Raw genomic sequence first — 22,570 nt, forward strand, 5'->3', positions numbered from 1 at the left:
GCCTTATTCCGCTGTCTGCCCAGTTCGGAGACATCATGAGCGCGATGGAAGACAGCCTGCGACGGGCGCTTGAAGGCGGCGACACGCGCGATCCCGCCTTTCGCGAAAGCATCTATGCCGCGTCCGAGCGCGCGCTGGAGCGCATGCTGGAGACGCGCGGGGCGGACGAGGCGAGCGCGCTGGACCAGCGCACGCGCCTTGCCGAGACGATCAACCGCGTCGAAGCGGACTTCGCTGCGAACAGCTATCCCGCCGAGCCCGCGCCGGAGGTCTTCGACGCCCCCTATGACGACGCGCCCCATGCCCCGACGGGAGAGGCGGTTGAGGAAACGCGGCACGAGGACGGCTGGACGCCTGGCGGTGTGCGCGCACCGGGTGAGGTCGCCGCGCGGAAGCCCAGTTGGAAGGTTCCCGCCTTCGCGGTTCTCCTGGCGCTCGGCCTTGCGCTTCTGGCCTATGCCATCACCGGCGCCCTGCGCGGCGGCGACATGGCGCCGGCGACGACGGGCTCGATCGAAAGCGACGACGGCCTGCCCAAGCTCGCCTGGATCGACGTGTTCGATGGCAACGACCTGGAAACGCTTTCCACCCCGGCGGGCGGGCGCATCGAGGCGGTCGCCAAGTCAGACGAGCGGGAGGCCGTGCGCATTTCCGCGCCCGTCGGCAGCCAGAACGAGGCGCTTCTGACGATCGGCCCCGGCACGCTGCGCCAGATCGCCGGCCGGCAGGTGCGCATCGAGGTCGTCGCCGGTTCGCCGGACGGCAGCCCGCGTGAGTTCGGCGTGCGCTGCCTCGTCGGCCAGCAGAGCATCTGCGACCGGCAGCGCTTCAGCACCGACATGCCGGAAGAGGCGTTCGTCTTCGACGTGACTGTGCCGGCGGTGGCCAGCAACGTGACGAGCCTAGCCATCGCGCCGGGTCTGGGCGCCGGGGCGAGCGACGTCGACATCTATTCCGTGCGCCTGCGCGATCTCGGCTGAGGCGATCTTTTGCCGGCCGGCCGCGGCTTCTTTCGGCTGTCGGCCGTCGCTGTCATGCGTTTGACGAGGGAACGTGCGAAGCGTGTCGCTTGTCCCATTCGAATGCGGAAACGAAGCGGTGAATCGCAGCGGCATGGCCGACACAGCCCCTCCTTTCGAAGGCTCGCGCCGCCGCGCCGCCGTCTCGCTCCCGCTCATCGCCCTGGCGATCGGCCTCGCGCTGATCGCCTATCTCGTGCCCGACGCGCGCCCCCCGGCGCTCGGTGCGCTGGCACTGGCCGCCCTGGTCGGCTTGATCCAGCGAGGCGCGCGTGCCTCCCGCCAGCGCAACGCGGTAAAGACCGACGCGTCCTCGCCGCTCTGGCCGAACGCCAGCGTCAAGAGCGTGGTGGACGCCATGCGCGAGCCCGCCTTCGTGCTCGACCGCAACCTCGCCTTGCGCTTTTCCAACGCGGTCGGCATCCAGACCTTCGGCAATATGGCGCTGGGCGATCCGATCGCGATGCGCTTTCGCGCGCCCGAGCTGATTGCCGCCATGGCCGAGTCGATCGAGAGCGGCGAGGCGCAGATGACCGAATATGCCGAGCGCGCGCCCTCCGAGCGCGCCTGGGCGGTGGACATCCTGCCCATGCCGATGCCCGGCGAGGCGCGGCCGGTCTTCTTTCTGGCGCTGTTTCGCGACCGCACGCAGATGCGCCGCCTGGAGCGCATCCGCACCGACTTCGTCGCCAATGCCAGCCACGAGCTGCGCACGCCGCTCGCCTCGCTTTCCGGCTTCATCGAGACGCTGAAAGGGCCGGCGCGCGACGATCACAAGGCGCGTGCCCAGTTTCTCGACATCATGCAGGATCAGGCCCGGCGCATGTCGCGCCTGATCGACGATCTTCTGTCCTTATCGCGCATCGAGATGCGCCGGCGGTTGGAGGCGAATGAGCTGACCGATCTCGTGTCGGTGATGCGCGTCGTCGCCCAGCAGGCCGCGCCCACGGCCGCCGAGAAGAACCTGGCCCTGGAACTGACCGGGCTGGAGGAGGGCGAGGCGCTGGTCAACGGCGATCATGACGAGCTGGTCCAGGTCTTCGGCAACCTCGCCGAGAACGCCTTTAAATACGGCGATGCCGGCGGGCGAATCCAGATCGGCCTGACGCGGACGGACGAGACGGTTGAGGCTTTCGTGCGCGATTTCGGGCAGGGAATTCCGCCCGAACACGTGCCCCGCCTCACCGAGCGCTTCTACCGCGTGGAGGACGGAAGCGGACGCGTGCGCGGCACCGGGCTCGGCCTCAGCATCGTGCGAAACGTCCTGATCCGACACAACACGCGGCTGTCGATCAGCTCGATTCCCGGCCAGGGATCGACCTTCTCGGTCCGCTTCCGTTTGCGCGTTCCGGGGGCCTTCGAAAAATCTCAATATAAATCATAAGGTTGTGCTGTCATAAATCGGATGTGGATTTGTCATAGATAGGTTGCGTCGGCCCGCTAGACCGATCATGAACAGCGCCGCGGAATCGAGTTCGCCCGGCGGTTCGCATTCGAAACGTTTCGATGGAGAAACGCCTGTGAGCAAATCCCTTCTCGCCAGCCTTGCCCTGGGCGCTGCCGTCATGACGACGGGCGCCGCTTTCGCGCAGAGCGCGCAGCCCGTCCATTCGGCCGGTTCGTCCACGGTTCTGCCTTATGCGCAGATCGTGGCGCAGAACTTCGGCGAGATCTTCCCCGACTTCCCGACCCCGGTGGTCGAGTCCGGCGGCACATCCGGCGGCTTCCGCCAGTTCTGCTCGGGCGTCGGCCCGGAGACGGTCGACATCGCCAATGCCTCGCGCCCGATCTCGGAGTCCGAGAAGAAGGCCTGCACCGGCGCCGGCGTCACCGAGATCCAGGAAGTGCGTTTCGGCTATGACGGCATCGTCTTCGCCTCCGCGGCTTCTGGCCCGAGCTTCGCGCTGACCCCCGAGCAGGTCTTCAAGGCGCTCGCCGGCAAGGTCGTGAAGGACGGCAAGGTCGTCGACAACACCGCCGCCAAGTGGTCTGACGTCGACGCCTCGCTGCCGAACCAGGACATCATCGCCTTCATCCCGGCCGAGAACCACGGCACGCGCGAAGTCTTCGAAGAGAAGACCGTCGTCGCCGGCTGCAAGGCCTCGGGCGCGCTCGAAGCCTTCAAGACCTCGGGCCTCGACGACAAGGCCGCCGAGAAGCAGTGCCATCAGATCCGCAACGACGGCAAGGCGGTGGACATCGCCGGCGACTACACCGAGACGCTCGCCCGCATCGCCGCCAACCCGCAGGGCGTCGGTGTATTCGGTCTGGCCTTCTACGAGCAGAACCAGGACAAGCTGAAGGTCGCCACCGTTTCCGGCGTCACGCCGTCCGTCGAGACCGTCGCCTCCGGCAAGTATCCCGTGTCGCGTCCGCTCTTCTTCTACGTCAAGAAGGCGCATCTCGGCGTCGTTCCGGGCCTGAAGGAGTTCGTCAACTTCTTCCTTGACGACCAGATGGTCGGCCCCGGCGGCCCGCTCGCCCAGTACGGTCTCGTGCCGGCGCCGGATGCGCAGCGCGAGGAAGCCCGCAAGGCTTTCGAGGCCGGCACCACGATCAAGGGCTGATCTCTCAGCTTTGACGGAGGCCGGCCCGACAAGGGCCGGCTTCTTCACATTCACCGCGAGCCGGCCATCCCGTGAAATGGGCGCCTGCTCATGATTCTCCCGGGAGACGGCGAACGGTGTCCGCATTTGCTCTGATTATGATTGTCCTGGCGATCGGTCTGGTCGGCTATGGGCTTGGCTGCCGCAAGGGCGCCGCGCTGCCGGATTCGCCGGGCGCCAAGGTGCATTCGCGCCCGACCTATCACGGGTCCTTCGTCTTCTGCTGGGCCGTCGTGCCCGCCCTGATCGTCATGGTGCTTTGGCTGTCGATCTCGCCGGCAGTGATCTTCGCCACCGTCGAGCGCCGCCTCGAGGCCGACACGCAGGCCGCCTCGGTCTCGCTCGGCCGCTCGCTCGTGCGCTCCCTCGGCCAGGGCATCCGCGCCTTGCCGTCGGACGAGCAGGCCGGTCTTTCCAGCGCTCGCATCGCTGACATCCAGCCTTTGTTCGAGCGCCGCGGCATTCCGTTGCCGGGCGGCGCGACCGACGCGATGATCCCCATCGCGCTCGAAAAGAACCACATGGAGGACATGAGCCGGCTCGCCCTGACAGGCGTGACTCTGGTCCTCGCGATCGGCGGCCTTCTCTTCGGCCTGTCGCGCATCGCGGTCCGGCTTCGCGCCCGCAATCAGGTCGAGCGGGTGGTCAAGACCTTCCTCGTGGTCTGCTCCTCGATCGCCATTCTCACCACCGTCGGCATCGTCTGCTCGATGCTGTTCGAGTCCCTCGACTTCTTCAGCCGCATCCGCCCGGTCGACTTCTTCTTCGGCACGGTCTGGGAGCCGCGTTTCGCCGCCGCCGGTTCCGAGGCCGCCGGTCAGTTCGGCCTGATCCCGCTTCTGGCGGGCACGCTCTACATCGCCTTCGTGGCCATGCTCTTCGCCGTGCCGGTCGGCCTCTTCGCCGCCATCTACATGGCCGAATATGCCTCCAGCCGCGTGCGCTCGGTGGTGAAGCCGCTGCTCGAACTCCTGGCCGGCATTCCGACCATCGTCTACGGCTTCTTCGCGCTCATCACCGTCGGCCCCTTCCTTCGCGACATCTCGGCCAGCATCAACGGCCTGCTCACCGGCAATTATGTCGGCTTCATCCAGGCGCAGTCGATCCTGACGGCGGGTCTGGTGATGGGCATCATGCTCATCCCCTTCGTGTCCTCCTTGTCGGACGACATCATCACCGCCGTGCCGCGCTCTCTGCGCGACGGCTCGATGGGGCTCGGCGCCACGCCGTCCGAGACGGTGAAGAAGGTGGTGCTGCCCGCAGCCCTGCCGGGCATCGTGTCGGCGCTGCTGCTGACGGCCTCGCGCGCCATCGGCGAGACCATGATCGTGGTTCTGGCCGCCGGCATCGCGGCGAACATCACGCTCAACCCGTTCGAGGCGATGACCACGGTCACGGTCAAGATCGTCTCGCAGCTCACCGGCGATCTCGACTTCACCTCGCCGCAGAGTCTGGTGGCCTTCGCGCTCGGCATCACGCTCTTCGTGCTGACGCTGATCCTCAACATCATCGCCCTTGCCATCGTGCGCAAGTATCGGGAGCAGTACGACTGATGAGCGACACGACGATTTCCCAAGGGTCGGCCATCCCGACCTCGGCCCGTCCGGCCCGTCGCGACATCGGCCTGCGCCGCCGCTACGCTTCCGAGCGCCGCTTCCGCCTCTACGGCCTTTCGGCCATCGGCGTCGGCCTGATCTTCCTCGCCATCCTGCTCTGGACGGTGATCGGGCAGGGCTACACCGCCTTCTTCCAGACCGAGATCCGCCTGCCGATCACTTTCTCCAAGAGCGTGATCGATCCGAACGACCGGGCCAAGACCGATCCGGCGGTGCTGCGCACGGCGAACTATCCTCGCCTGGTGCAGGACGCGCTGGTGAAGGAACTCGGCATCGACCCGAACAACCGCGCCGCCATCACCGCCGCTTCGCAGCTCCTGTCGCAGGGCGTGCGCGCGCAGCTCGCCAACATGGTGATGGACGATCTCTCGATCATCGGCACCACGCAGGAGATCTGGATCTACGCCAACTCCACCGTGGACTCGGCGGTGAAGGGCCAGTTCGACCTGTCGATCCCCGAAGCGCGCCGTCCTATCAAGGACCAGCAGCTGGAATGGATCCGCCAGCTGGAAAGCCGTGGCGAGCTGACCCAGCGCTTCAACACCGGCCTCTTCACTTTCGGCGCCTCCTCGCGCGCCGAGACGGCCGGCGTCGGCGTGGCGCTGATCGGCTCGCTCTACATGATGGCGATCGTTCTCGCCCTTGCGCTGCCGATCGGCGTCGCCGCCTCGATCTATCTCGAGGAGTTCGCGCCCAAGAACCGCTTCACCGACCTGATCGAGGTGAACATCAACAATCTGGCGGCCGTGCCCTCGATCGTCTACGGCCTTCTCGGCCTCGCGGTCTTCGTCAACTGGTTCGGCCTGCCGCGCTCGGCCTCGCTGGTCGGCGGCCTCGTGCTGACGCTGATGACGCTGCCGACCATCATCATCGCAACGCGCGCCGCGCTGAAAGCCGTGCCGCCCTCGATCCGCGCCGCCGCGCTCGGCCTCGGCGCCTCCAAGATGCAGATGGTGTTCCATCACGTTCTGCCGCTGGCGATGCCGGGCATTCTCACCGGCACGATCATCGGCCTTGCCCACGCGCTCGGCGAAACCGCGCCGCTGCTCCTGATCGGCATGGTCGCCTTCGTCGCCAACTACCCCGCGACGCCGATGGACCCCGCCACCGCTCTGCCCGTGCAAATCTACATGTGGGCCAACGAGGCCGAGCGCGCCTTCGTGGAGCGCACGTCGGGCGCGATCATCGTGCTTCTCCTTTTCCTGGCGGTCATGAACATCACCGCCATTCTGCTTCGTCGTCGCTTCGAGCGTCGCTGGTAGGAAAGAACGGATTTCTTATGATGGACAATCTTCATTTGACCGCCGCCCCGAAGACCAACGCGCCCGTCCTCGCCACCAAGATGAAGGGCGAGAACGTCTCGGTCTTCTACGGCGCGAAGCAGGCCCTGTTCGAGGTCAATCTCGACGTCTACGAGCGGCAGGTGACGGCGCTGATCGGCCCTTCGGGCTGCGGCAAGTCGACCTTCCTGCGTTCGCTCAACCGCATGAACGACACGGTCGAGGGTGCCAAGGTCAAGGGCCTCATCACGCTCGACGGGGAGGACATCTACAACCCGCAGATCGACGTGGTGGAACTGCGCGCCCGGGTCGGCATGGTGTTCCAGAAGCCCAACCCGTTCCCGAAGTCGATCTTCGAGAACGTCGCCTACGGCCCGAAGATCCACGGTCTCGCCAAGTCGAAGACGGACCTGGAAGAGGTCGTCGTGACCTCGCTGCGCAAGGCCGGCCTCTTCGAGGAGGTAAAGGACCGCCTCCACGACGCCGGCACGGGCCTGTCCGGCGGCCAGCAGCAGCGCCTGTGCATCGCCCGCGCCATCGCCGTTTCGCCCGAGGTGATCCTGATGGACGAGCCTTGCTCGGCCCTCGATCCGATCGCGACCGCCACGGTCGAGGAACTGATCGACGAGCTGAAGCAGAACTTCACCATCGTCATCGTCACCCACTCGATGCAGCAGGCGGCCCGCGTCTCGCAGCGCACGGCGATGTTCCACCTCGGCAAGATCGTCGAGGTCGGTTCCACGGAAAAGATGTTCCAGAACCCCGACGACAAGCGCACGCAGGACTACATCACCGGCCGCTTCGGCTGACCTCGCTCCCGGCTCCCGCAGCCTTATCGGGCCGGGAGTCGTTCTCCGCGAAACAGGGAGAGTTCGTTTCATGGAACATCACATCGTCTCGTCCTACGACGACGAACTGAAATTCATCCTTCGTCGCATTTCCGAAATGGGCGGCCAGGCCGAGCGCATGGTCGAGCAGGCGGTCTCCGCCCTGATCCGCTCCGATTGGGGTCTGGCGCAGTCCGTCGTTGCCGACGACATCCTTCTCGACACGCTGCAGCGCGAAGTGGACGAGCGCGCGGTTCTCACGATCGGCAAGCGCCAGCCGATGGCACACGACCTGCGCGAGATCGTCGGCGCCATCCGCATCTCCAACGATCTCGAGCGCATCGGCGATCTCGGCAAGAACATCGCCAAGCGCGTGATCGCGGTGACCGACCACAAGCAGCCGGTGCAGCTGGTGCGCGGCATCGAGCACATGTCGGAACTGGCGCTGGGCCAGCTGAAGAACGTGCTCGACGTCTATGCCACGCGCGACGACGTGCGGGCGCTGGAGATCCGCGCGCAGGACGCCGAGATCGACGCGCTCTACACGTCGCTCTTCCGCGAGCTCCTGACCTACATGATGGAAGATCCGCGCAACATCACGGCTTGCACGCATCTTCTCTTCTCGGCCAAGAACATCGAGCGCATCGGCGACCACGCGACCAACATCGCCGAGACGGTCTACTACATCAAGACCGGCAAACAGATGGAGGTCGAGCGGCCCAAGAGCGACTCGACGCCCTCGATCGCCTCGCCCTCGACCGGCCTGAACGGGTAAGTCGCATGGGCGCCCGGATCACCGTCGTCGAAGACGAGGAGGCGCTGGGCGTCCTCCTTCGCTACAATCTTGAGGCCGAGGGTTACGACGTCGACGTGATCGCGCGTGGCGACGAGGCCGACCTGCGGCTGAAGGAGGGCGTGCCCGACCTTCTTCTGCTCGACTGGATGCTGCCCGGCCTGTCCGGCGTCGAGCTTTGCCGGCGCCTGCGCACGCGGCCCGAGACCGAGCGCCTGCCGATCATCATGCTGACGGCGCGCGGCGAGGAAAGCGAGCGGGTGCGCGGCCTTTCGGTCGGGGCGGACGACTATGTCGTGAAGCCCTTCTCGACTCCCGAGCTCATGGCCCGCGTGCGCGCCATGCTGCGCCGGGTGAAGCCCGAGCGCATCTCCAGCCAGCTCGTGGCGGGCGATCTCGACCTCGACCGCGAGACGCATCGCGTGCGCCGCGCCGGCCGCGAGGTCAAGCTCGGACCCACCGAGTTCCGCCTCCTGGAATTCCTCATGCAGTCGCCCGGCCGCGTCTTCTCGCGCGAGCAGCTCTTGGACGGCGTCTGGGGCCGCGACATCTATGTCGACGAGCGCACGGTGGACGTCCATGTCGGACGTCTGCGCAAGGCCATCAATCGGGGCCGCCAGCGCGACCCGATCCGCACCGTGCGCGGGGCGGGCTATTCGCTGGACGAGAACTTCACCGCCGCCGCGCGGCCCGTGCAGCAGCGGGCCGAAGCGAGCTGAAGCGACGCCTTATGATGAAACGGAAACGCCGCGAGAGCCAAAGGGCTGCTCGCGGCGTTTTCGTTTGGCGGAGGCGGGCGATCAGCCCTCGGCGCTGTCGTCCTTCAGATAGGGCTCGACCGTGCCCTTCAGCTTCATCAGCAGCGGCTTGCCCTGGCGGTCCTTGGCCTTGCCGGCGGCGACGCGCACCCAGCCTTCGCTGACGCAATATTCCTCGACATTGGTCTTCTCGTTGCCGTTGAAGCGGATGCCGATGCCGCGCGCCAGCAGCGCCTCGTCATGGAACGGGCTGTCGGGGTCGATCGCCAGACGGTCGGGAAGGGCGGGGGTATCGGTCATGTCATGGCCTTTTCGAAAGGGGCGTCGCGCGCCGGCCGGGCCGGCGCCTGGATCAGAAAGCGTCTTCCGCTCGCATGGCTTGCCTCATAACGCAGGACAGGCGCGAGCGGGAGACGCTTTCTAGAAGGAGGGCGGGGAGAGAGGCCGCAGGGGCGAGGCAGGCGCAAAGAAAAGCCCGGCGCGAAGGCCGGGCTCGAAACCGCGATGGATTAAAAGCGCCTGAAGCATTCCGGCTTGCCGGAACGCTGCAAGGTCCACGATTTCGTCTCATGTCTCGGAAAAGCATTTCCGCCTTGCCGGGGCGTGCCCTTAGCGAACGCGGCGGCGCTCCGACATCGGCTGGAAGGCGATGCGCGCGTGGTGCTTGCAATAGGGCGAAGAGTCCTGGGAATGGTTTCCGCAGAAGCGGAAGTCCGGGCTCAGCGGGTCGCCCAGCGGCCATTTGCAGGTGCGGTCGGAAAGCTGCACCAGCGTCAGGTTGCGCGACATGGGCACGACCTCGCCGCCTTCGGAATGACCGAATGGCTGGGCCTCCTCGAAGGCGCCGGCGTCCGGGTCCATCTTCAGGGCCGTGGCGCCCACCGAATGGATCATCGGCTGGCGGAGCGGCATGGGCGCGCGCGGCGGGGCGGAAGTGGGCATGGAGGGCGTCAGGATGCGCGGCGCTGCGCTCGGCGTCTGCATGGGGGCCGAGGCGGGCGTCACTACAGGGGCCGCGACGGGCGCGGGCGCGAACTCGCGGCGCGGGGCGGGCGGCTCCACCGCCGCGATCGACGGCGCGGCCACCGGCTCCGGCACGGGCGCGGCGGCGACCGGCACGGGCTGGGGCGCGGGCTCGAAGGCGGGCGCGACGCGCACCGGCGCCACGGGGGCGGCCTCGGCCGGGCTTTCGTCCGCGCCGCCCTTGGGGCGGTTGTCCAGCTTCAGCCGGTGAACCTTGCCGATCACGGCGTTGCGCGTCACGCCGCCGAGCTCCGCCGCGATCTGGCTGGCGCTTCGACCTTCGCCCCAAAGGCGGGTGAGCAGCTCGATGCGCTCCTCGGTCCAACTCATGAACAGACTCCTCGTACTCTGTCGCTGCGGGAGGGCGGCCGGTGCCGTCATCCATAGCCCCTGTCGATCCCTTGCGGATCGACGGGACTTCCCACACGAAATCTGGTGTCTGAGAGGGTTCTAGAACGCGAGTGCGAAGGGCGGCAAGAGTGGGCGCCGCCGGGCGAATCGTTTCGCCCCCTTTTCAACAGCTTATGGGTGCGGAGCGACGTTTACGGAAGCATAGAGGCTCGCAAAAGGCGAAACTTCGGCTTTCGTTGACAATTCGCGCCCCGGCCATGGTATAGGCAGCGCGTTGCGCGCGGGCTTATTGTGCCTGCCGCTCCGGCCGCCTTCGCGCCGCCGTTCCCTCCATTGTCCATGCCAACGAGAAGTATCGCCATGGCCGAGACCCACGACAATCCGCTGTTTGCCACCTTCGCGCGCGCGGACCTTCGAGTGGAGCGAGGCGAGGGGGTCTGGCTGCACATGTCGGACGGGCGCAAGTTCCTGGACTTCACCGGCGGCATCGCGGTGAACTCTCTCGGCCACGCCCATCCCCATCTCGTGGCGGCGCTCACCGAGCAGGCGGGCAAGCTCTGGCATACGTCCAACCTCTTCCACGTGCCCGGGCAAGAAAAGCTCGCCGGCCGGCTGGTCGAGGCGTCCTTCGCCGACAAGGTGTTCTTCACCAATTCCGGCGCCGAGGCGCTGGAATGCGCCATCAAGACGGCCCGGCGCTACCAGTATGTCTCGGGCCACCCCGAGCGCTTCCGCATCGTGACCTTCGAGGGCGCCTTCCACGGCCGCACGCTGGCCACCATCGCCGCCGGCGGCCAGGCCAAGTATCTCGAAGGCTTCGGCCCGAAGGTCGAAGGCTTCGACCAGGTTCCCTTCGGCGACGCGGCGGCGCTGCGCGCGGCGATCGGCGCCGAGACGGCCGCGATCCTGATCGAGCCGATCCAGGGCGAGGGCGGCATCCGCGCGCCCGACGCCGGCTTCCTGAAGCTGATCCGCGATCTCTGCGACGAGCACGGCCTGCTCCTGATCTTCGACGAGGTGCAGACCGGCGTCGGGCGCACCGGGCGCTTCTTTGCCTACGAGAGCACCGGCGTCACACCCGACATCCTGGCCTCGGCCAAGGGCATCGGCGGCGGCTTCCCGCTCGGCGCCTGCCTTGCCACGGACGAGGCCGCCAAGGGCATGACGCCCGGCACGCACGGCACGACCTTCGGCGGCAACCCGCTCGCCATGGCGGTCGGCAATGCCGTCCTGGACGTAGTGTTGGGCGACGGCTTCCTCGACCAGGTGCGCCACAACGCGCTCCTGTTCAAGCAGAGCCTTGCCTCGCTGGCCGATCGCTATCCCGCCGTGGTCTCGGAAGTGCGCGGCGAGGGGCTCCTGATCGGCCTTCAGGCCGTTGTGCCCAACACGAAGCTGATCGAGGCGCTGCGCGACCATTCGATGCTGGCGGCGCCCGCCGGCGACAATGTCGTGCGCTTCCTGCCGCCGCTCACCGTCACCGAGAGCGAAATCCGCGAGGCGATGGAGCGGCTGGAGGCCGCTGTCGCCGACCTGTCCCAGTCCCATCCCGAAAGCAGCGCGGCATGAGCCAAGTTCTCGCCTCCGCGCCGCCGGCCGTTTCGGCCGTCCGGCACTTCATCGATCTGTCCACCATGAAGGGCGGGGACCTGCGCGCCATTCTGGACGACGCGCGGGAGCGCAAGGCGCTCGGCCGCCAGGGCCCGCGCCCGCTCGAAGGGCGCATGCTCGCCATGATCTTCGAGAAGCCCTCGACGCGCACCCGCGTGTCGTTCGACGTCGGCATGCGCCAGCTCGGCGGCGAGACGCTGTTTCTGTCGGGCTCGGAAATGCAGCTCGGCCGGGCCGAGACGATCGCCGACACGGCGCGCGTCCTGTCGCGCTATGTCGACGCGATCATGATCCGCACCACGGATCATTCGCGCCTTCTGGAAATGGCGGAAGCTGCGACCGTGCCCGTCATCAACGCGTTGACCGACGACACGCATCCCTGCCAGATCATGGCCGATCTCCTGACTTTCGAGGAGCATCGCGGCCCGGTGAAGGGCAAGACCTTCGCCTGGACGGGCGACGGCAACAATGTCCTGAATTCCCTGATCGAAGCGGCGGGGCGGTTCGACTTCGCGCTGCGCGTGGCGACGCCCGAAGGGTCCGAGCCCGATCCGCGCTATGTCGAGGCGGCGCGCGCTGCGGGCACACGCCTGCACCTCACGCATGACGCCGTGGAAGCCGTGTCGGGCGCCGACTGCGTCGTCACCGACACCTGGGTGTCGATGGGACGTGAGGATCAGGCGCGCGGGCACAATGTCTTCATGCCCTATCAGGTGAACGAGCGGCTGATGGCACATGCCGATCCGCAGGCCCTCTTCATGCACTGCCTGCCCGCTCATCGCGGCGAGGAGGTGACGGACGAGGTGATCGACGGGCCGCAGTCCGTGGTCTTCGACGAGGCCGAGAACCGACTTCATGCCCAGAAGTCGATCCTTGCCTGGGTGTTCGGGAACGTGGCGACGCATGGCTGAAGATCATCTGGAACTCGGCGAATTCGGTTTCGCCGGCGACGACGCTGTCGTGCCCTATGCGGTCGAGGCGCTGGACGCGCGCGGCCGCGCCGTGCAACTCGGCGCCATGGTGGACCAGATCCTGGCCCGCCACGACTATCCCGCGCCGGTCGCTCAGCTTTTGGCTGAGATGATCGTTCTCACGGTTCTGCTCGGCACCTCGCTGAAGTTCGACGGCAAGTTCATCGCCCAGACCCAGACCGACGGTCCCGTCGATCTCCTGGTGGTGGACTACACCGCGCCCTCCAGCGTGCGCGCCTATGCCCGCTTCGACGCCGAGCGTCTGGCGGAAGCCGTGGCCGCCCATCAGGCCGATCCGCCCTCGCTGCTCGGTTCGGGCATCCTGGCGCTGACCATCGACCAGGGCGCGCACACGCAGCGCTATCAGGGCATCGTGGAACTGAACGGGGACTCGCTGGAAAGCGTGGCGGAAAACTACTTCCGCCAGTCCGAGCAGATTCCGACCACCATTCGTCTGGCCGTGGCGCGCATCGCGCGCCGCGCCGAGGCGGGCGGGTTCCGGGAAAGCTGGCGCGCCGGTGGCTTGATCGCGCAGTTCCTGCCCTCCTCGCCCGAGCGGATGCGCCTGCGCGATCTGCCGGGCGGCGATGCGCCGGAGGGGACGCAGGAGCCTCAGTTCGACGAGGACGACGCCTGGACCGAGGTTCAGGCGCTGGTCGGCACGATCGAGCCGTCCGAGCTCGCGGACCCCGAGGTCGGCGTCGAGCGTCTGCTCTTCCGCCTGTTCCACGAGCGCGGCGTGCGCGTCTTTCCCGGCGTGCCGGTGCGCGACGACTGCTCCTGCACGCGCGAGAAGATCCGCGGCGTGCTCGAGAACTTCTCGCCCGAGGACATCGCCGAGAGTGTCGAGGACGGGGCGATCAACGTGACCTGCGAATTCTGCGGCGAGGCCTACACGTTCTCGCCGGACGAATTCCACCATGATCACGACCACGATCATGGCCGCGAGAGCGAGCAGGGCCATAGCCACGGTCAGAGCCACGGCGACAAGCACTGATCGATAGGCGCCGCGTCAGTTGAGGACGCGCACGCCCTCCGGGGCATCCAGCGAAAAGGCGGGCACTTCGATGTCGAAGGCCCGTCCGTCCGCCGTTTCCATGCGGAACGAGCCGCGCATGATGCCGGACGGCGTGCCCAGCGGGCAGCCCGACGTATAGGTGAAGCTGTCGCCCGGCGAGAGGATCGGCTCCTCGCCCACCACGCCCGGCCCGCGCACTTCCTCCACCTGCCCGCGCCCGTTGGTGATGTGCCAGTAGCGCGAGCGCAGCTGCACCGTCTCGCGCGAACCGTTCTCGATCTCGATGCGATAGGCGAAGACCCAGCGTCCGTCCTCGGGGTCGGACTGGTCGGGAAGAAAGCTCGGGCTCACGCAAACCGTGATGTGCCGCGTCGTCGCCTTATACATGTCTGAACGTTTGCCTGCCAGGTGGCGGGCCGCCGAAGCGGCCCGCGATGGGGTTTTTCGAAGCCCTTTCTGCCTTCCGACCAAGGCGAAGCCGAGGCGAAGGGCAGGAGGGCTCCGCCTGCGTTTTTAGACGGCGGCGAGCGCCCGCTCCAGATCCTCCACCAGATCGGCGCCGTCCTCGATCCCCGCCGACAGGCGCAGGAGGCCGGGGCCGATGCCCAGTTCCGCCCGTGCTTCGTCGGTCAGGCTCTTGTGGGTGGTGGTGGCGGGATGGGTGATGAGGCTCTTGGCATCGCCCAGATTGTTCGACAGCTTGATGATCTGGAGCGCGTTGGAAAAGCGGAAGGCCGCCTCCTTGCCGCCCGCCAGCTCCACCGCGATCAGGGTCGAGCCGCCCGTCATCTGCCGCTTCACCAGCTCGGCCTGCGGATGGTCGGCGCGGCCGGGATAGAGCACGCGCGCGACCTTGGGCGATGCGGCGAGCACGTCGGCCATGCGCGCGGCGTTGGCCGTTTGCTGCGCGACGCGCAGCGGCAGGGTCTCGAGGCCCTTCAGCAGCGTCCAGGCGTTGAAGGGCGAGAGCGAGGGGCCGGTGTGGCGGAAGAAGTCCTGGACGTTCTTCTCAATCCACTCGGCCGAGGACAGGATGACGCCGCCCAGGCACCGGCCCTGGCCGTCGATATGCTTGGTGGCGGAGTAGACGACGACGTCGGCGCCGAGTTCCAGCGGCTTCTGCTGCAGGGGCGTGGCGAAGACGTTGTCCACCACCAGAACCGCGCCCGCCGCATGGGCGATCTCGGCGACGGCCCGAATATCGACGAGCTCCAGCGTCGGGTTGGTCGGGCTTTCCAGGAAGAAGAGCTTGGTCTCCGGTCGCACGGCGGCGCGCCACTGGTCTAGATCGCGTCCGTCCACCAGCGTCGAGGACACGCCGGCGCGGCCGAGCACGGTCTCGATGATGTAGCGGCAGGAACCGAATAAGGCGCGCGCGGCGACTACATGGTCTCCCGCCTTCACCGCGCATTGCAGCGCGGTCGAGATCGCGGCCATGCCGGAGGCGGTGGCGCGCGCGTCCTCGGCGCCCTCCAGCGCCATCATCCGCTCCTCGAACATGCGGGTCGTCGGGTTGGCGTATCGGGAATAGACATAGCCCGGCTCTTCGCCCTTGAAGCGCGCCTCGGCCGCCTCGGCGGTGGGGTAGACGAAGCCTTGCGTCAGGAACAGCGCCTCGGACGTCTCGCCGAACCCGGAGCGCATCGTGCCTCCGTGGACCATCTGGGTGGCGGGCCGCAGGCGCGATGTCTCGTCGGGCTTGGACATGAGGATCACTCCGAGGGCCGACTTCATGAAGGGCTACGCCTTCGGAACCGCTCGGGAGAACTCGAGAAACGGCCCTTTAGCGAGTTGTTTAACGTGGCTGCAAGCCGGCCGGCAAAATCACCACGGCAAGACGCATAAGCCGCGGCCGGCCACAAATCAATCGCCGCCATGCCGCAGCGGGGCGCGAATTTAACCGTGACCCCAAGGTCGGGCGTCGATCCATCTCGATTTTTCCCCGCGACGCCTGTAGGACCCGTGCATGACCGGCGGTATTCTTCCTGATCGAGACATTGCGGCGCTGTTCGAGGCGGGCGGCATCACGGCCGATAGGGTCTTCGACGCCGACCAGATTCAGCCAGCGAGCCTGGACCTTCGGCTGGGCTCCAGGGCCTACCGCGTGCGTGCCAGCTTCCTGCCGGGGCGGGGCGCCTGCGTCGCCGACAAGCTCGCGCGCTTCTCCATGCACGAGATCGACCTGACGGGCGGCGCCGTTCTGGAAACGGGCTGCGTTTATGTCGTGCCGCTGCAGGAGGCCCTGGCGCTGCCGCCTGAGGTTCGCGCGGCCGCCAATCCGAAATCCTCCACGGGCCGGCTCGACATCTTCACCCGCGTGATGGTGGACGGCGCGCAGGAGTTCGACAAGGTGCCGGCCGGCTATCGCGGTCCGCTCTTCATCGAGATCAGCCCGCGCACCTTTCCCATCGTGGTGCGGCCCGGCTCGCGCCTCAGCCAGATCCGCTTTCGCACCGGCGACGCGCAGCTCGGCGAAGCGGAACTGGCCGCGCTTCACGCCAGCGACCGGCTGACCAGCACGGCGGACGCCAACATTTCGGGCGGCGGCATCGCCCTGTCGATCGATCTCCTGGGCAATGCCGACGGTCTCGTCGGCTATCGCGGCAAGCGCCACACGGGCGTGGTGGACGTGGACAAGCGCGCCGCGCAGCCTGTGCTCGACTTCTGGGAGCCGATCCATCGCTCCGGCACGGGCGAACTCGTGCTCGATCCCGACGAGTTCTATATTCTCGTGTCCGAAGAGGCGGTGCATGTGCCCCCCGCCTATGCCGCCGAGATGACGCCGTTCGACCCGTTGGTCGGCGAGTTCCGCGTTCACTACGCCGGCTTCTTCGATCCCGGCTTCGGGCACAGTCTGGCCGGCGGCACGGGCAGCCGCGCGGTGCTGGAAGTGCGCAGCCACGATGTGCCCTTCATTCTGGAGCACGGCCAGATCGTCGGCCGCCTCATCTACGAGCGCATGGCCTCGCTGCCGAGCCGACTCTACGGCATCGACCTCAATTCCAACTACCAGGCCCAGGGGCTGAAGCTTTCCAAGCATTTCGTCTGACGCGCAGCGCGAGTGAGACATGATGGGAAGCGGAATGCAGCCGGCGCTGATCGGGCTTCTGGTCGCTTTCGCGATCGCACTGGCGCTCTTCGCGCGCCGCGCCCGGCGCATCGCGCGCGAGGCGAGGCGCGAGATCGCCGCCTTGCGCGCCGAAGAGGCGGCCCGCGAGGAGGAGGCCGAGCGGCGCCGGCAATACTTCGAGGAGAACGACGTCTCGCGCTCCACTAATCAGCTTCGCTTCATCGCGAGCGCCGAGCTGCGCGCCGTCCGCCCCGTGAACAAGGAAGCCTCGCGCGTTCTCTACGCGCTGGACGAATGGGTGCGCGACCAGCGGCCGGACTGGCGCCTGTCCTTCGAGGTCGCCATGGGCGCCTTCGTGAAGACGGCCTATGACCCTTCCGATCGCCGCTTGCGGGCCGCCTTCAGCTCCTTCAACAGCAAGCGGGTGGATTTCCTGCTGATCGACCGCTTCGGTCAGCCTCGGCTCGTGGTGGAATATCACGGGACCGGCCACGACCTTTCGGACGATGCGGCGGACCGCATGGCGGTCAAGCGCCTCGTGCTGGAGCGCGTCGGTATTCCGCTGGTGGAGGTGCCGGCCGGCGCCGGCAAGGCGGAGATCCTTCGCCTTTTGACGGAGAGCGCGAGCGCCGAGGCGGGGCGCCCAGACGGGGCAGGGCCGCGCTGGCGGAGATAGCGCCGTATGCTCCTCCCTCCCGCCAGCCGGCTCTTGCCAGGAAACCGCCGTTCCGCTACGTGTTGGGCGTGAGCGCGGGCGTAGTTCAGCGGTAGAACGCCAGCTTCCCAAGCTGGATGTCGTGGGTTCGATCCCCATCGCCCGCTCCAATCTCTCCCTTCCGATTTTCGATATTCGAACGGGCTTCGGCTCGCGGTTTCGGCTGGCGAGGGAGGACCGAAGACGGGCCAGCCTTGGGCTGCGACGATCGAAAGCCGTCGGCCGCTTTTTCCAATCGAACCCTCTTGCATTCCCCCTCGGGATGGCTCATAAGCCGCCCATCCGCAGCGCCTCACGGGGCGGCGGAGACAAGAGCGGGCGGGCGTAGCTCAGTGGTAGAGCACAACCTTGCCAAGGTTGGGGTCGTGGGTTCGAATCCCATCGCCCGCTCCAGTTTTTCTCAAGACATTTAAATTCTGTGATTTCGAGCCGGTGGCTTTGTCGCGTCGAGCTGTTGGCCGTTCGATAGGCGTTGCACATCGCGGCGATGCTCGATGCCTGACGGCGTTGCCACTTTGCGTCGGCGTCTTCGCCTATGATCGTCTGAGTCCTTAACCCAGCACCATTGTCCGGGCCGAACCAGCGGGCGCGCCTCGCGCCCGCCCGCTGGCTGAGAGCCTCTTAAGGCTGATTGATCGCAACCTGCCGCTGTCCGTCGAAGAGGTTCGAGCCCCAGGCGCGGGCGGAGACCATGGCAGGGAAGGGGGAGGCCGGGGGCGTGGCGGTCGGCGCGACCCCCAGAATCGGCAGGATGCGCGCGATGATCTTGCCCGTGGTCGGCACCACGTTCCAGCCCGAGGTGCGAAAGCCGTAGGTCTCGGGCAGCGGCTTGGGCTCGTCCAGAACCGTCATGAAGAGATAGCGCGGCGCATGGGCGGGGGCGATGCCCATGAAGGCGGTGAGCACCGTGCCGCTGTCATAGCGCCCGTTCACGACCTTCTCCGCCGTGCCGGTCTTGCCGCCGACGAAATAGCCGTCGACATCCGCCTTGCCGGCCGAGCCGACGCGCGCGTTCAGCCGCATCAGGAAGCGCAGCGCCTCGCCCGTGCGCTCCGAAACGACGCCCTCCGACACGACTCGCTCCGCCACGTCGGCGCCCTTGACGAAGGTCGGGCGCAGGAGGCGGCCGCCGTTCACTACGGCGGCGATGCCCATGCTCGCTTGAAGCGGCGTCACGGCGATGCCGTGGCCGAAGGAAATCGTCGCCGTATTGAGATCGCCCCATTTGGCGGGAAAGAGCGGGCTGGCGCTTTCCGGCAGTTCGGTCTTGAGCCGGTCGAGCTGCCCGAGCCGCTTGAGGAAGGAGCGGTGATGCTCGGGGCCGACCGCCATCGCCATCTTGCCCATGACGATGTTGGAGGAGTGGATGAAGGATTCGGGAATGTTCAGAGGCCGGTTCTGGCCGCGATAGTCGCGGATGGAGAAGCGGCCGAAGCGCAAGGGGGCGCTGGCGTCCACCACCGAGCGCAGGTCGAACAGGCCGGAATCCAGCGCCATGGCCGTGGTCATGGCCTTGAAGGTCGAGCCCATCTCGTAGGTGCCGACATTGACGCGGTTGATGCGGTCCGGCTTCAGGGCGTCGGTTGGCACGTTGGGGTCGAAATCGGGCAGCGAGGCGAGGGCGATGACCTCGCCGTTCGTCACGTCCATCACGAGGCCGGCGCCGGCGATCGCGCTGAACTTGCTGACCGCCTCCGAGAGTTCCACCGTCAGCGCGTGCTGCGCGCGCAGATCGAGGCTGAGGCGGATCGGCTCCAGGTTCTCGCTGTCGAGATCCAGACCCGCGCCGCGCAGCACCTGCAGTCCCTGCCGGTCCACCCAGCTTTCCATGCCCGCGATGCCGATATTGTCGACATTGACCGCGCCCAGGACATGGGCAGCCGCGCGGCCATTGGGGTAGAGCCGGCGCAGCTCGTCGCGGAAGCCGACGCCGGGAATTCCCAGCGCCCAGAGCGCGTCCCGCTCTGCGCGCGTCGTGGTGCGCTTGATCCAGGTGAAGGCCGAGCGGCTCGACAGGCGCTTGCGCAGATCGGCCGGGTCGAGATCGGGGAAGACGCGGGTCAGACCCTCGATCGCCTCGTCCACGTCCACCATGCGGCGCGGCTCGGCATAGACCGAGGCGCTGGGGATATCCATGGCGAGCACCTGGCCGTTGCGGTCGAGAATGTTCGGCCGCGCCTTGGAGGGCGGCGAGGGCCAGGCGACGGGCGTCGGCTCGTCCACCGCGCCGAGCATCACCAGCCGGCCGCCGATGACGCAGTAAATGCCGGCGAAGAGCCCGAGGATCAGCCCGGTGCGAAGGCGGACATAGGCCGGACGGCGCGACAGGAGCTCGGGCGCGGGCGCGGCGGATAGCAGGCGTCGAATGTTGGGAAAGCGCATGGGTGGGTCGTCCGCGTCTGGAACTTTCCGGCCGAAATCGGCCGCTGGGCGTTCGCGGAGAGGGGCGCGGGCGAGACAGGCCGGCTTGGCGAACCGAAGGGGCAGGGACTATGGGCGCCTGCCGGCTGGGCGAGCCGACCCCGCCCTGGCCCCGCTCGCGCCGGTGGCGCGGAAGCAGGGAGAGGGCGGCCGGCTTCGACCTTTCGGGTTCGCGGGGCTGGCTAGAGCATCCCGAGCGATCCGCTCCGAAGATCGGAGCGGTGGCGGGGAGGGGGCCTGTCGGGGCCGGACAGGCCGGTGGCTGCACCAAGACGCGGGCCGGCCATCGTCCAAGAGGACTGAGGGCGCTCGGCGATCTGCCAGGTTTCCGGCATCATGGCCTCGAAGGACGAGGGCTCGTCCTGATCTCCAGCGACCTGCGGCGCGCCGGAATCGTCCGACGTGGCAGCCTCCTGATGAACCAGAAGAGTGGGCGGGAGGTCGCCTGCGGCAAACCCGGCTGGCGATGTCACGAAACCGATCAGCACCAACGCCGCGAAGGCGAAGAGCGTGCTGGCGATCCGGGCAAAGGCGCGGGCGAGCGGAGGCGACATGCCCCCAACCTCGCCCCGGGCTGGTTAAGACTTGGTGAACAAACTCGCTCGGAATGCGTCGGATCCAAGGCTGGCCGGAGGAAGGGCAGAGCACGGTCGAAGCGCGCTTTCAGCGCTAGGCGGTTGCGAGGAGGCCCGTGGGCGCGATCTTGTTGGCGGGCGCTGGACGGGCCGGTTGGGCGCTCCGAAGGCCGACGCGGGGAGCGTCGGCCGCTCGGCGTCAAGGATTGGCGCTGGGGCTGCCGTTGGGCGTGGCGCCGGGATTGGTAGGGATCGTTCCCTGCTGCTGCAGCGAAATCTTGGCGGTGGCCGGGTCGGCCGTCGGGCCACCGATCACGAGCGTGCTGATCATGGCCGTGAGCAGGACCAGCAGAAAGACGCCGATCGCGATGCGCAGCTTCGGCCCCATCGGCTTGTTGTGCGAGATTACGCGATCTTCTTCCACGCTATGCGACGTCATGTTGGCGATCCTCCGAGCCTTGTCGAAGAAAAACGTCATCGTGCTCGTCAGCGTTCCATAGAGCCCGCGCGAGCCCGGACCAGAGTGCTTTGAGAGTGCAGACACAAACGGGCTAGGCCTGCGATGACCTGGCAAATATTCGGAATTTGGAAGGTGGCTCCCCGGGCCGGATTCGAACCAGCGACCGATCGATTAACAGTCGATTGCTCTACCACTGAGCTACCGGGGAATGACGCGCTGTTACCAAAGAAGACCGGGCGGGGCAATCGCAAAATGACATTTTGATGCCAAAGCGCGATGTGTCTGTGGATGATCGGACGATGGTGGGTCTGTCGCGGGACCCTGACAGATCAGTCGGGAGCCGCGGCAGGAGCCGATCCTGTGGGAGGACTTCGCGTGCTGAACATGGGCGGCGAGGGAGGCCAAGTCCAGCCGCGCCCTGTCGGGACGATCCCCACACGGCAAGCCTGGCGAAAGGCTGGATCGGAACCGCCGAGCCGCCATGCCGCTTATGGCTTCAAACGGAGACGGGTGAGTCCCATGAACGAGCAGATCAAGCGTGTCGGCCCCGAGGATGAGTCGCGCGAAAGCCAGATCGAGAAGCCGCCGGGCTCCACGGCGTCGGGCGATCTCAAGCCGAAGGACGAGCGCGGCCGCGTCGAGCCCAGGGGCGACGGCAATCCCCATGTGACCGGCGACGTGCGGCAGGGATGAACGGCCCGAAACGGAACGGGCCGCCAAAAGGGCGGCCCGCTGAGAACGAAACGGTGGGTCGCACCGTTCTCAGGCGCTGAGTTTCTGGAACCCGGACTGGTCTGCCGCCGCCTCGTCGGAAAGGTCCAGATTGAGATTGGTCGCGCTCGGCCGGCCGCGTTTGGCCGAAGAGGACCGGGCGCTGGCACGGGTAGGGGCCGAGGCGTCCTGCGGCTTGCCCTCCGCGGCCTTGGCGCCCTGCGCTGTGAGCCGGCGGTTGGTGGCTTCGATCTCCACCGCTTCCGCTTGGCGAAGCCGTTCGCGTTCGGAGTCCGACAGGCGAAAGAACCCCGCCCGCTCTTCCAGACGGCCCGCCTCGGTGGACAGCTGGTCGGCGGTGGCCGCCATCTCGTTCGCCGCCCCGGCGTTCGACTGCGTCACCTGATCCAGCTGCCCGATCGCCTGGTTGATCTGCTCGATGCCGATCGACTGCTCCCGGCACGCCGCCGAAATCTCCGACACCAGCTCCGCCGTCTTGCGAATGTCTGGAACCAACCGCTCCAGACGCGCCCCGGCGTCCTCCGCCACGACCAGCGTGCGGGACGAAAGGTCGCCGATTTCGGCCGCGGCGGCCTGGGAGCGCTCGGGGAGCTTGCGCACCTCGGAGGCCACCACCGCAAATCCCTTGCCGTGCTGGCCGGCGCGGGCCGCCTCGATCGCGGCGTTCAGAGCGAGCAGGTCGGTCTGGCGGGCGATCTCCTGCACCACGGCGATCTTCTCGGCG

General features: G+C 67.3%; 22 protein-coding genes, 3 tRNA genes and 1 riboswitch. Of the genes, 16 read left to right on the top strand and 9 right to left on the bottom strand.

The features are described from left to right. Positions 1-35: 35 nt before the first annotated feature. The 8 genes from AUL32_RS07480 to phoB all read left to right on the top strand — a co-directional run bounded on the left by AUL32_RS07480 (position 36) and on the right by phoB (position 8,860). Positions 36-980 carry a hypothetical protein gene (locus AUL32_RS07480; RefSeq protein ID WP_156421358.1) on the top strand — a complete coding sequence of 315 codons (945 nt, stop codon included), beginning with the start codon at positions 36-38 and terminating at the stop codon, positions 978-980. Positions 981-1,113: 133 nt separating this feature from the next. Beyond that, positions 1,114-2,403 (top strand): ATP-binding protein, encoded by a 1,290-nt coding sequence (locus tag AUL32_RS07485; protein ID WP_156421359.1) that lies wholly within the window; start codon positions 1,114-1,116, stop codon positions 2,401-2,403. 136 nt (positions 2,404-2,539) lie between these two features. Then, positions 2,540-3,586, top strand: coding sequence for a PstS family phosphate ABC transporter substrate-binding protein (locus tag AUL32_RS07490; protein WP_061976951.1), 1,047 nt, complete (start codon positions 2,540-2,542; stop codon positions 3,584-3,586). 116 nt (positions 3,587-3,702) lie between these two features. Further along, on the top strand, positions 3,703-5,178 hold the full coding sequence (gene pstC, locus AUL32_RS07495) for a phosphate ABC transporter permease subunit PstC (protein WP_062113273.1): 1,476 nt from the start codon (positions 3,703-3,705) through the stop codon (positions 5,176-5,178). Continuing rightward, positions 5,178-6,503 carry a phosphate ABC transporter permease PstA gene (gene pstA / locus AUL32_RS07500; RefSeq protein WP_062113276.1) on the top strand — a complete coding sequence of 442 codons (1,326 nt, stop codon included), beginning with the start codon at positions 5,178-5,180 and terminating at the stop codon, positions 6,501-6,503. The genes pstC and pstA overlap by 1 nt, the downstream gene beginning before the upstream one ends. Positions 6,504-6,520: 17 nt before the next feature. Continuing rightward, positions 6,521-7,330: a phosphate ABC transporter ATP-binding protein PstB gene (gene pstB, locus AUL32_RS07505; protein WP_061976945.1), complete on the top strand. Its 810-nt coding sequence runs from the start codon at positions 6,521-6,523 to the stop codon at positions 7,328-7,330. 70 nt (positions 7,331-7,400) lie between these two features. Beyond that, positions 7,401-8,123 carry a phosphate signaling complex protein PhoU gene (phoU, locus tag AUL32_RS07510; RefSeq protein ID WP_062113279.1) on the top strand — a complete coding sequence of 241 codons (723 nt, stop codon included), beginning with the start codon at positions 7,401-7,403 and terminating at the stop codon, positions 8,121-8,123. Positions 8,124-8,128: 5 nt separating this feature from the next. Then, entirely contained in the window at positions 8,129-8,860 is a 732-nt protein-coding gene (gene phoB, locus AUL32_RS07515) for a phosphate regulon transcriptional regulator PhoB (RefSeq protein WP_061976941.1), read from the top strand. A gap of 81 nt (positions 8,861-8,941) precedes the next feature. Here phoB and AUL32_RS07520 read toward each other — a convergent pair whose 3' ends face one another. Together AUL32_RS07520 and AUL32_RS26420 are read right to left on the bottom strand one after the other, a co-directional pair. Continuing rightward, positions 8,942-9,199 (bottom strand): DUF3297 family protein, encoded by a 258-nt coding sequence (locus AUL32_RS07520; RefSeq protein WP_062113283.1) that lies wholly within the window; start codon positions 9,197-9,199, stop codon positions 8,942-8,944. Between the two features lie 309 nt (positions 9,200-9,508). Further along, positions 9,509-10,252, bottom strand: coding sequence for a GcrA family cell cycle regulator (locus AUL32_RS26420; RefSeq protein WP_062113286.1), 744 nt, complete (start codon positions 10,250-10,252; stop codon positions 9,509-9,511). A 381-nt stretch (positions 10,253-10,633) separates the two neighbouring features. On the opposite strand from AUL32_RS26420, the gene AUL32_RS07530 reads away from it, so the two are divergent. Genes AUL32_RS07530 through AUL32_RS07540 form a run of 3 tightly spaced genes read left to right on the top strand, consistent with a single transcriptional unit; the run spans position 10,634 to position 13,852 of the window. Further along, positions 10,634-11,842 carry an aspartate aminotransferase family protein gene (locus AUL32_RS07530; protein WP_062113289.1) on the top strand — a complete coding sequence of 403 codons (1,209 nt, stop codon included), beginning with the start codon at positions 10,634-10,636 and terminating at the stop codon, positions 11,840-11,842. Then, positions 11,839-12,795 carry an ornithine carbamoyltransferase gene (gene argF, locus AUL32_RS07535; protein WP_062113292.1) on the top strand — a complete coding sequence of 319 codons (957 nt, stop codon included), beginning with the start codon at positions 11,839-11,841 and terminating at the stop codon, positions 12,793-12,795. Before AUL32_RS07530 ends, argF begins: the two co-directional genes overlap by 4 nt. Further along, the gene (locus AUL32_RS07540; protein WP_062113296.1) at positions 12,788-13,852 is read left to right on the top strand and encodes an Hsp33 family molecular chaperone; all 1,065 of its coding nucleotides are present in this window, start codon (positions 12,788-12,790) and stop codon (positions 13,850-13,852) included. The genes argF and AUL32_RS07540 overlap by 8 nt, the downstream gene beginning before the upstream one ends. 15 nt (positions 13,853-13,867) lie before the next feature. Here AUL32_RS07540 and apaG read toward each other — a convergent pair whose 3' ends face one another. Both apaG and AUL32_RS07550 read right to left on the bottom strand, forming a co-directional pair. After that, complete coding sequence (apaG, locus tag AUL32_RS07545; protein WP_061976929.1) at positions 13,868-14,260, bottom strand: Co2+/Mg2+ efflux protein ApaG; 393 nt, start codon at positions 14,258-14,260, stop codon at positions 13,868-13,870. Positions 14,261-14,386: 126 nt separating this feature from the next. Further along, positions 14,387-15,607: an O-succinylhomoserine sulfhydrylase gene (locus AUL32_RS07550; protein ID WP_244497713.1), complete on the bottom strand. Its 1,221-nt coding sequence runs from the start codon at positions 15,605-15,607 to the stop codon at positions 14,387-14,389. 29 nt (positions 15,608-15,636) lie between these two features. Continuing rightward, positions 15,637-15,714, bottom strand: a riboswitch (SAM riboswitch). Between the two features lie 125 nt (positions 15,715-15,839). On the opposite strand from AUL32_RS07550, the gene AUL32_RS07555 reads away from it, so the two are divergent. From AUL32_RS07555 to AUL32_RS07570, 4 genes are all read left to right on the top strand, one after another. After that, complete coding sequence (locus AUL32_RS07555) at positions 15,840-16,922, top strand: 2'-deoxycytidine 5'-triphosphate deaminase (RefSeq protein ID WP_062113299.1); 1,083 nt, start codon at positions 15,840-15,842, stop codon at positions 16,920-16,922. Between the two features lie 19 nt (positions 16,923-16,941). Beyond that, positions 16,942-17,619 carry a DUF2726 domain-containing protein gene (locus tag AUL32_RS07560; protein WP_202814384.1) on the top strand — a complete coding sequence of 226 codons (678 nt, stop codon included), beginning with the start codon at positions 16,942-16,944 and terminating at the stop codon, positions 17,617-17,619. A gap of 74 nt (positions 17,620-17,693) precedes the next feature. After that, positions 17,694-17,768: transfer RNA gene (locus tag AUL32_RS07565), tRNA-Gly, on the top strand. Between the two features lie 208 nt (positions 17,769-17,976). Next, a tRNA-Gly gene (locus tag AUL32_RS07570) sits at positions 17,977-18,051 on the top strand. 228 nt (positions 18,052-18,279) lie between these two features. Here the strand turns inward: AUL32_RS07570 and AUL32_RS07575 are convergent. The 4 genes from AUL32_RS07575 to AUL32_RS07590 form a co-directional block, all read right to left on the bottom strand. After that, positions 18,280-20,040, bottom strand: a complete 1,761-nt coding sequence (locus tag AUL32_RS07575; RefSeq protein WP_156421360.1) for a peptidoglycan D,D-transpeptidase FtsI family protein — start codon at positions 20,038-20,040, stop codon at positions 18,280-18,282. Between the two features lie 221 nt (positions 20,041-20,261). Then, positions 20,262-20,633 (bottom strand): hypothetical protein, encoded by a 372-nt coding sequence (locus AUL32_RS07580; RefSeq protein WP_062113306.1) that lies wholly within the window; start codon positions 20,631-20,633, stop codon positions 20,262-20,264. A 220-nt stretch (positions 20,634-20,853) separates the two neighbouring features. Then, positions 20,854-21,132, bottom strand: a complete 279-nt coding sequence (locus AUL32_RS07585; RefSeq protein WP_062113310.1) for a hypothetical protein — start codon at positions 21,130-21,132, stop codon at positions 20,854-20,856. A 115-nt stretch (positions 21,133-21,247) separates the two neighbouring features. Next, positions 21,248-21,322 (bottom strand) — tRNA-Asn (locus AUL32_RS07590). A 311-nt stretch (positions 21,323-21,633) separates the two neighbouring features. Here AUL32_RS07590 and AUL32_RS25075 point away from each other — a divergent pair. Beyond that, positions 21,634-21,807 carry a hypothetical protein gene (locus tag AUL32_RS25075; protein ID WP_156421361.1) on the top strand — a complete coding sequence of 58 codons (174 nt, stop codon included), beginning with the start codon at positions 21,634-21,636 and terminating at the stop codon, positions 21,805-21,807. A gap of 69 nt (positions 21,808-21,876) precedes the next feature. On the opposite strand, the gene AUL32_RS25940 is transcribed toward AUL32_RS25075, so the two are convergent. Continuing rightward, positions 21,877-22,570: methyl-accepting chemotaxis protein (locus tag AUL32_RS25940; RefSeq protein WP_244497715.1), on the bottom strand; the 694-nt coding region annotated here is incomplete at its 5' end.

Source organism: Aureimonas sp. AU40 (assembly GCF_001463785.1).
Classification (GTDB): domain Bacteria; phylum Pseudomonadota; class Alphaproteobacteria; order Rhizobiales; family Rhizobiaceae; genus Aureimonas.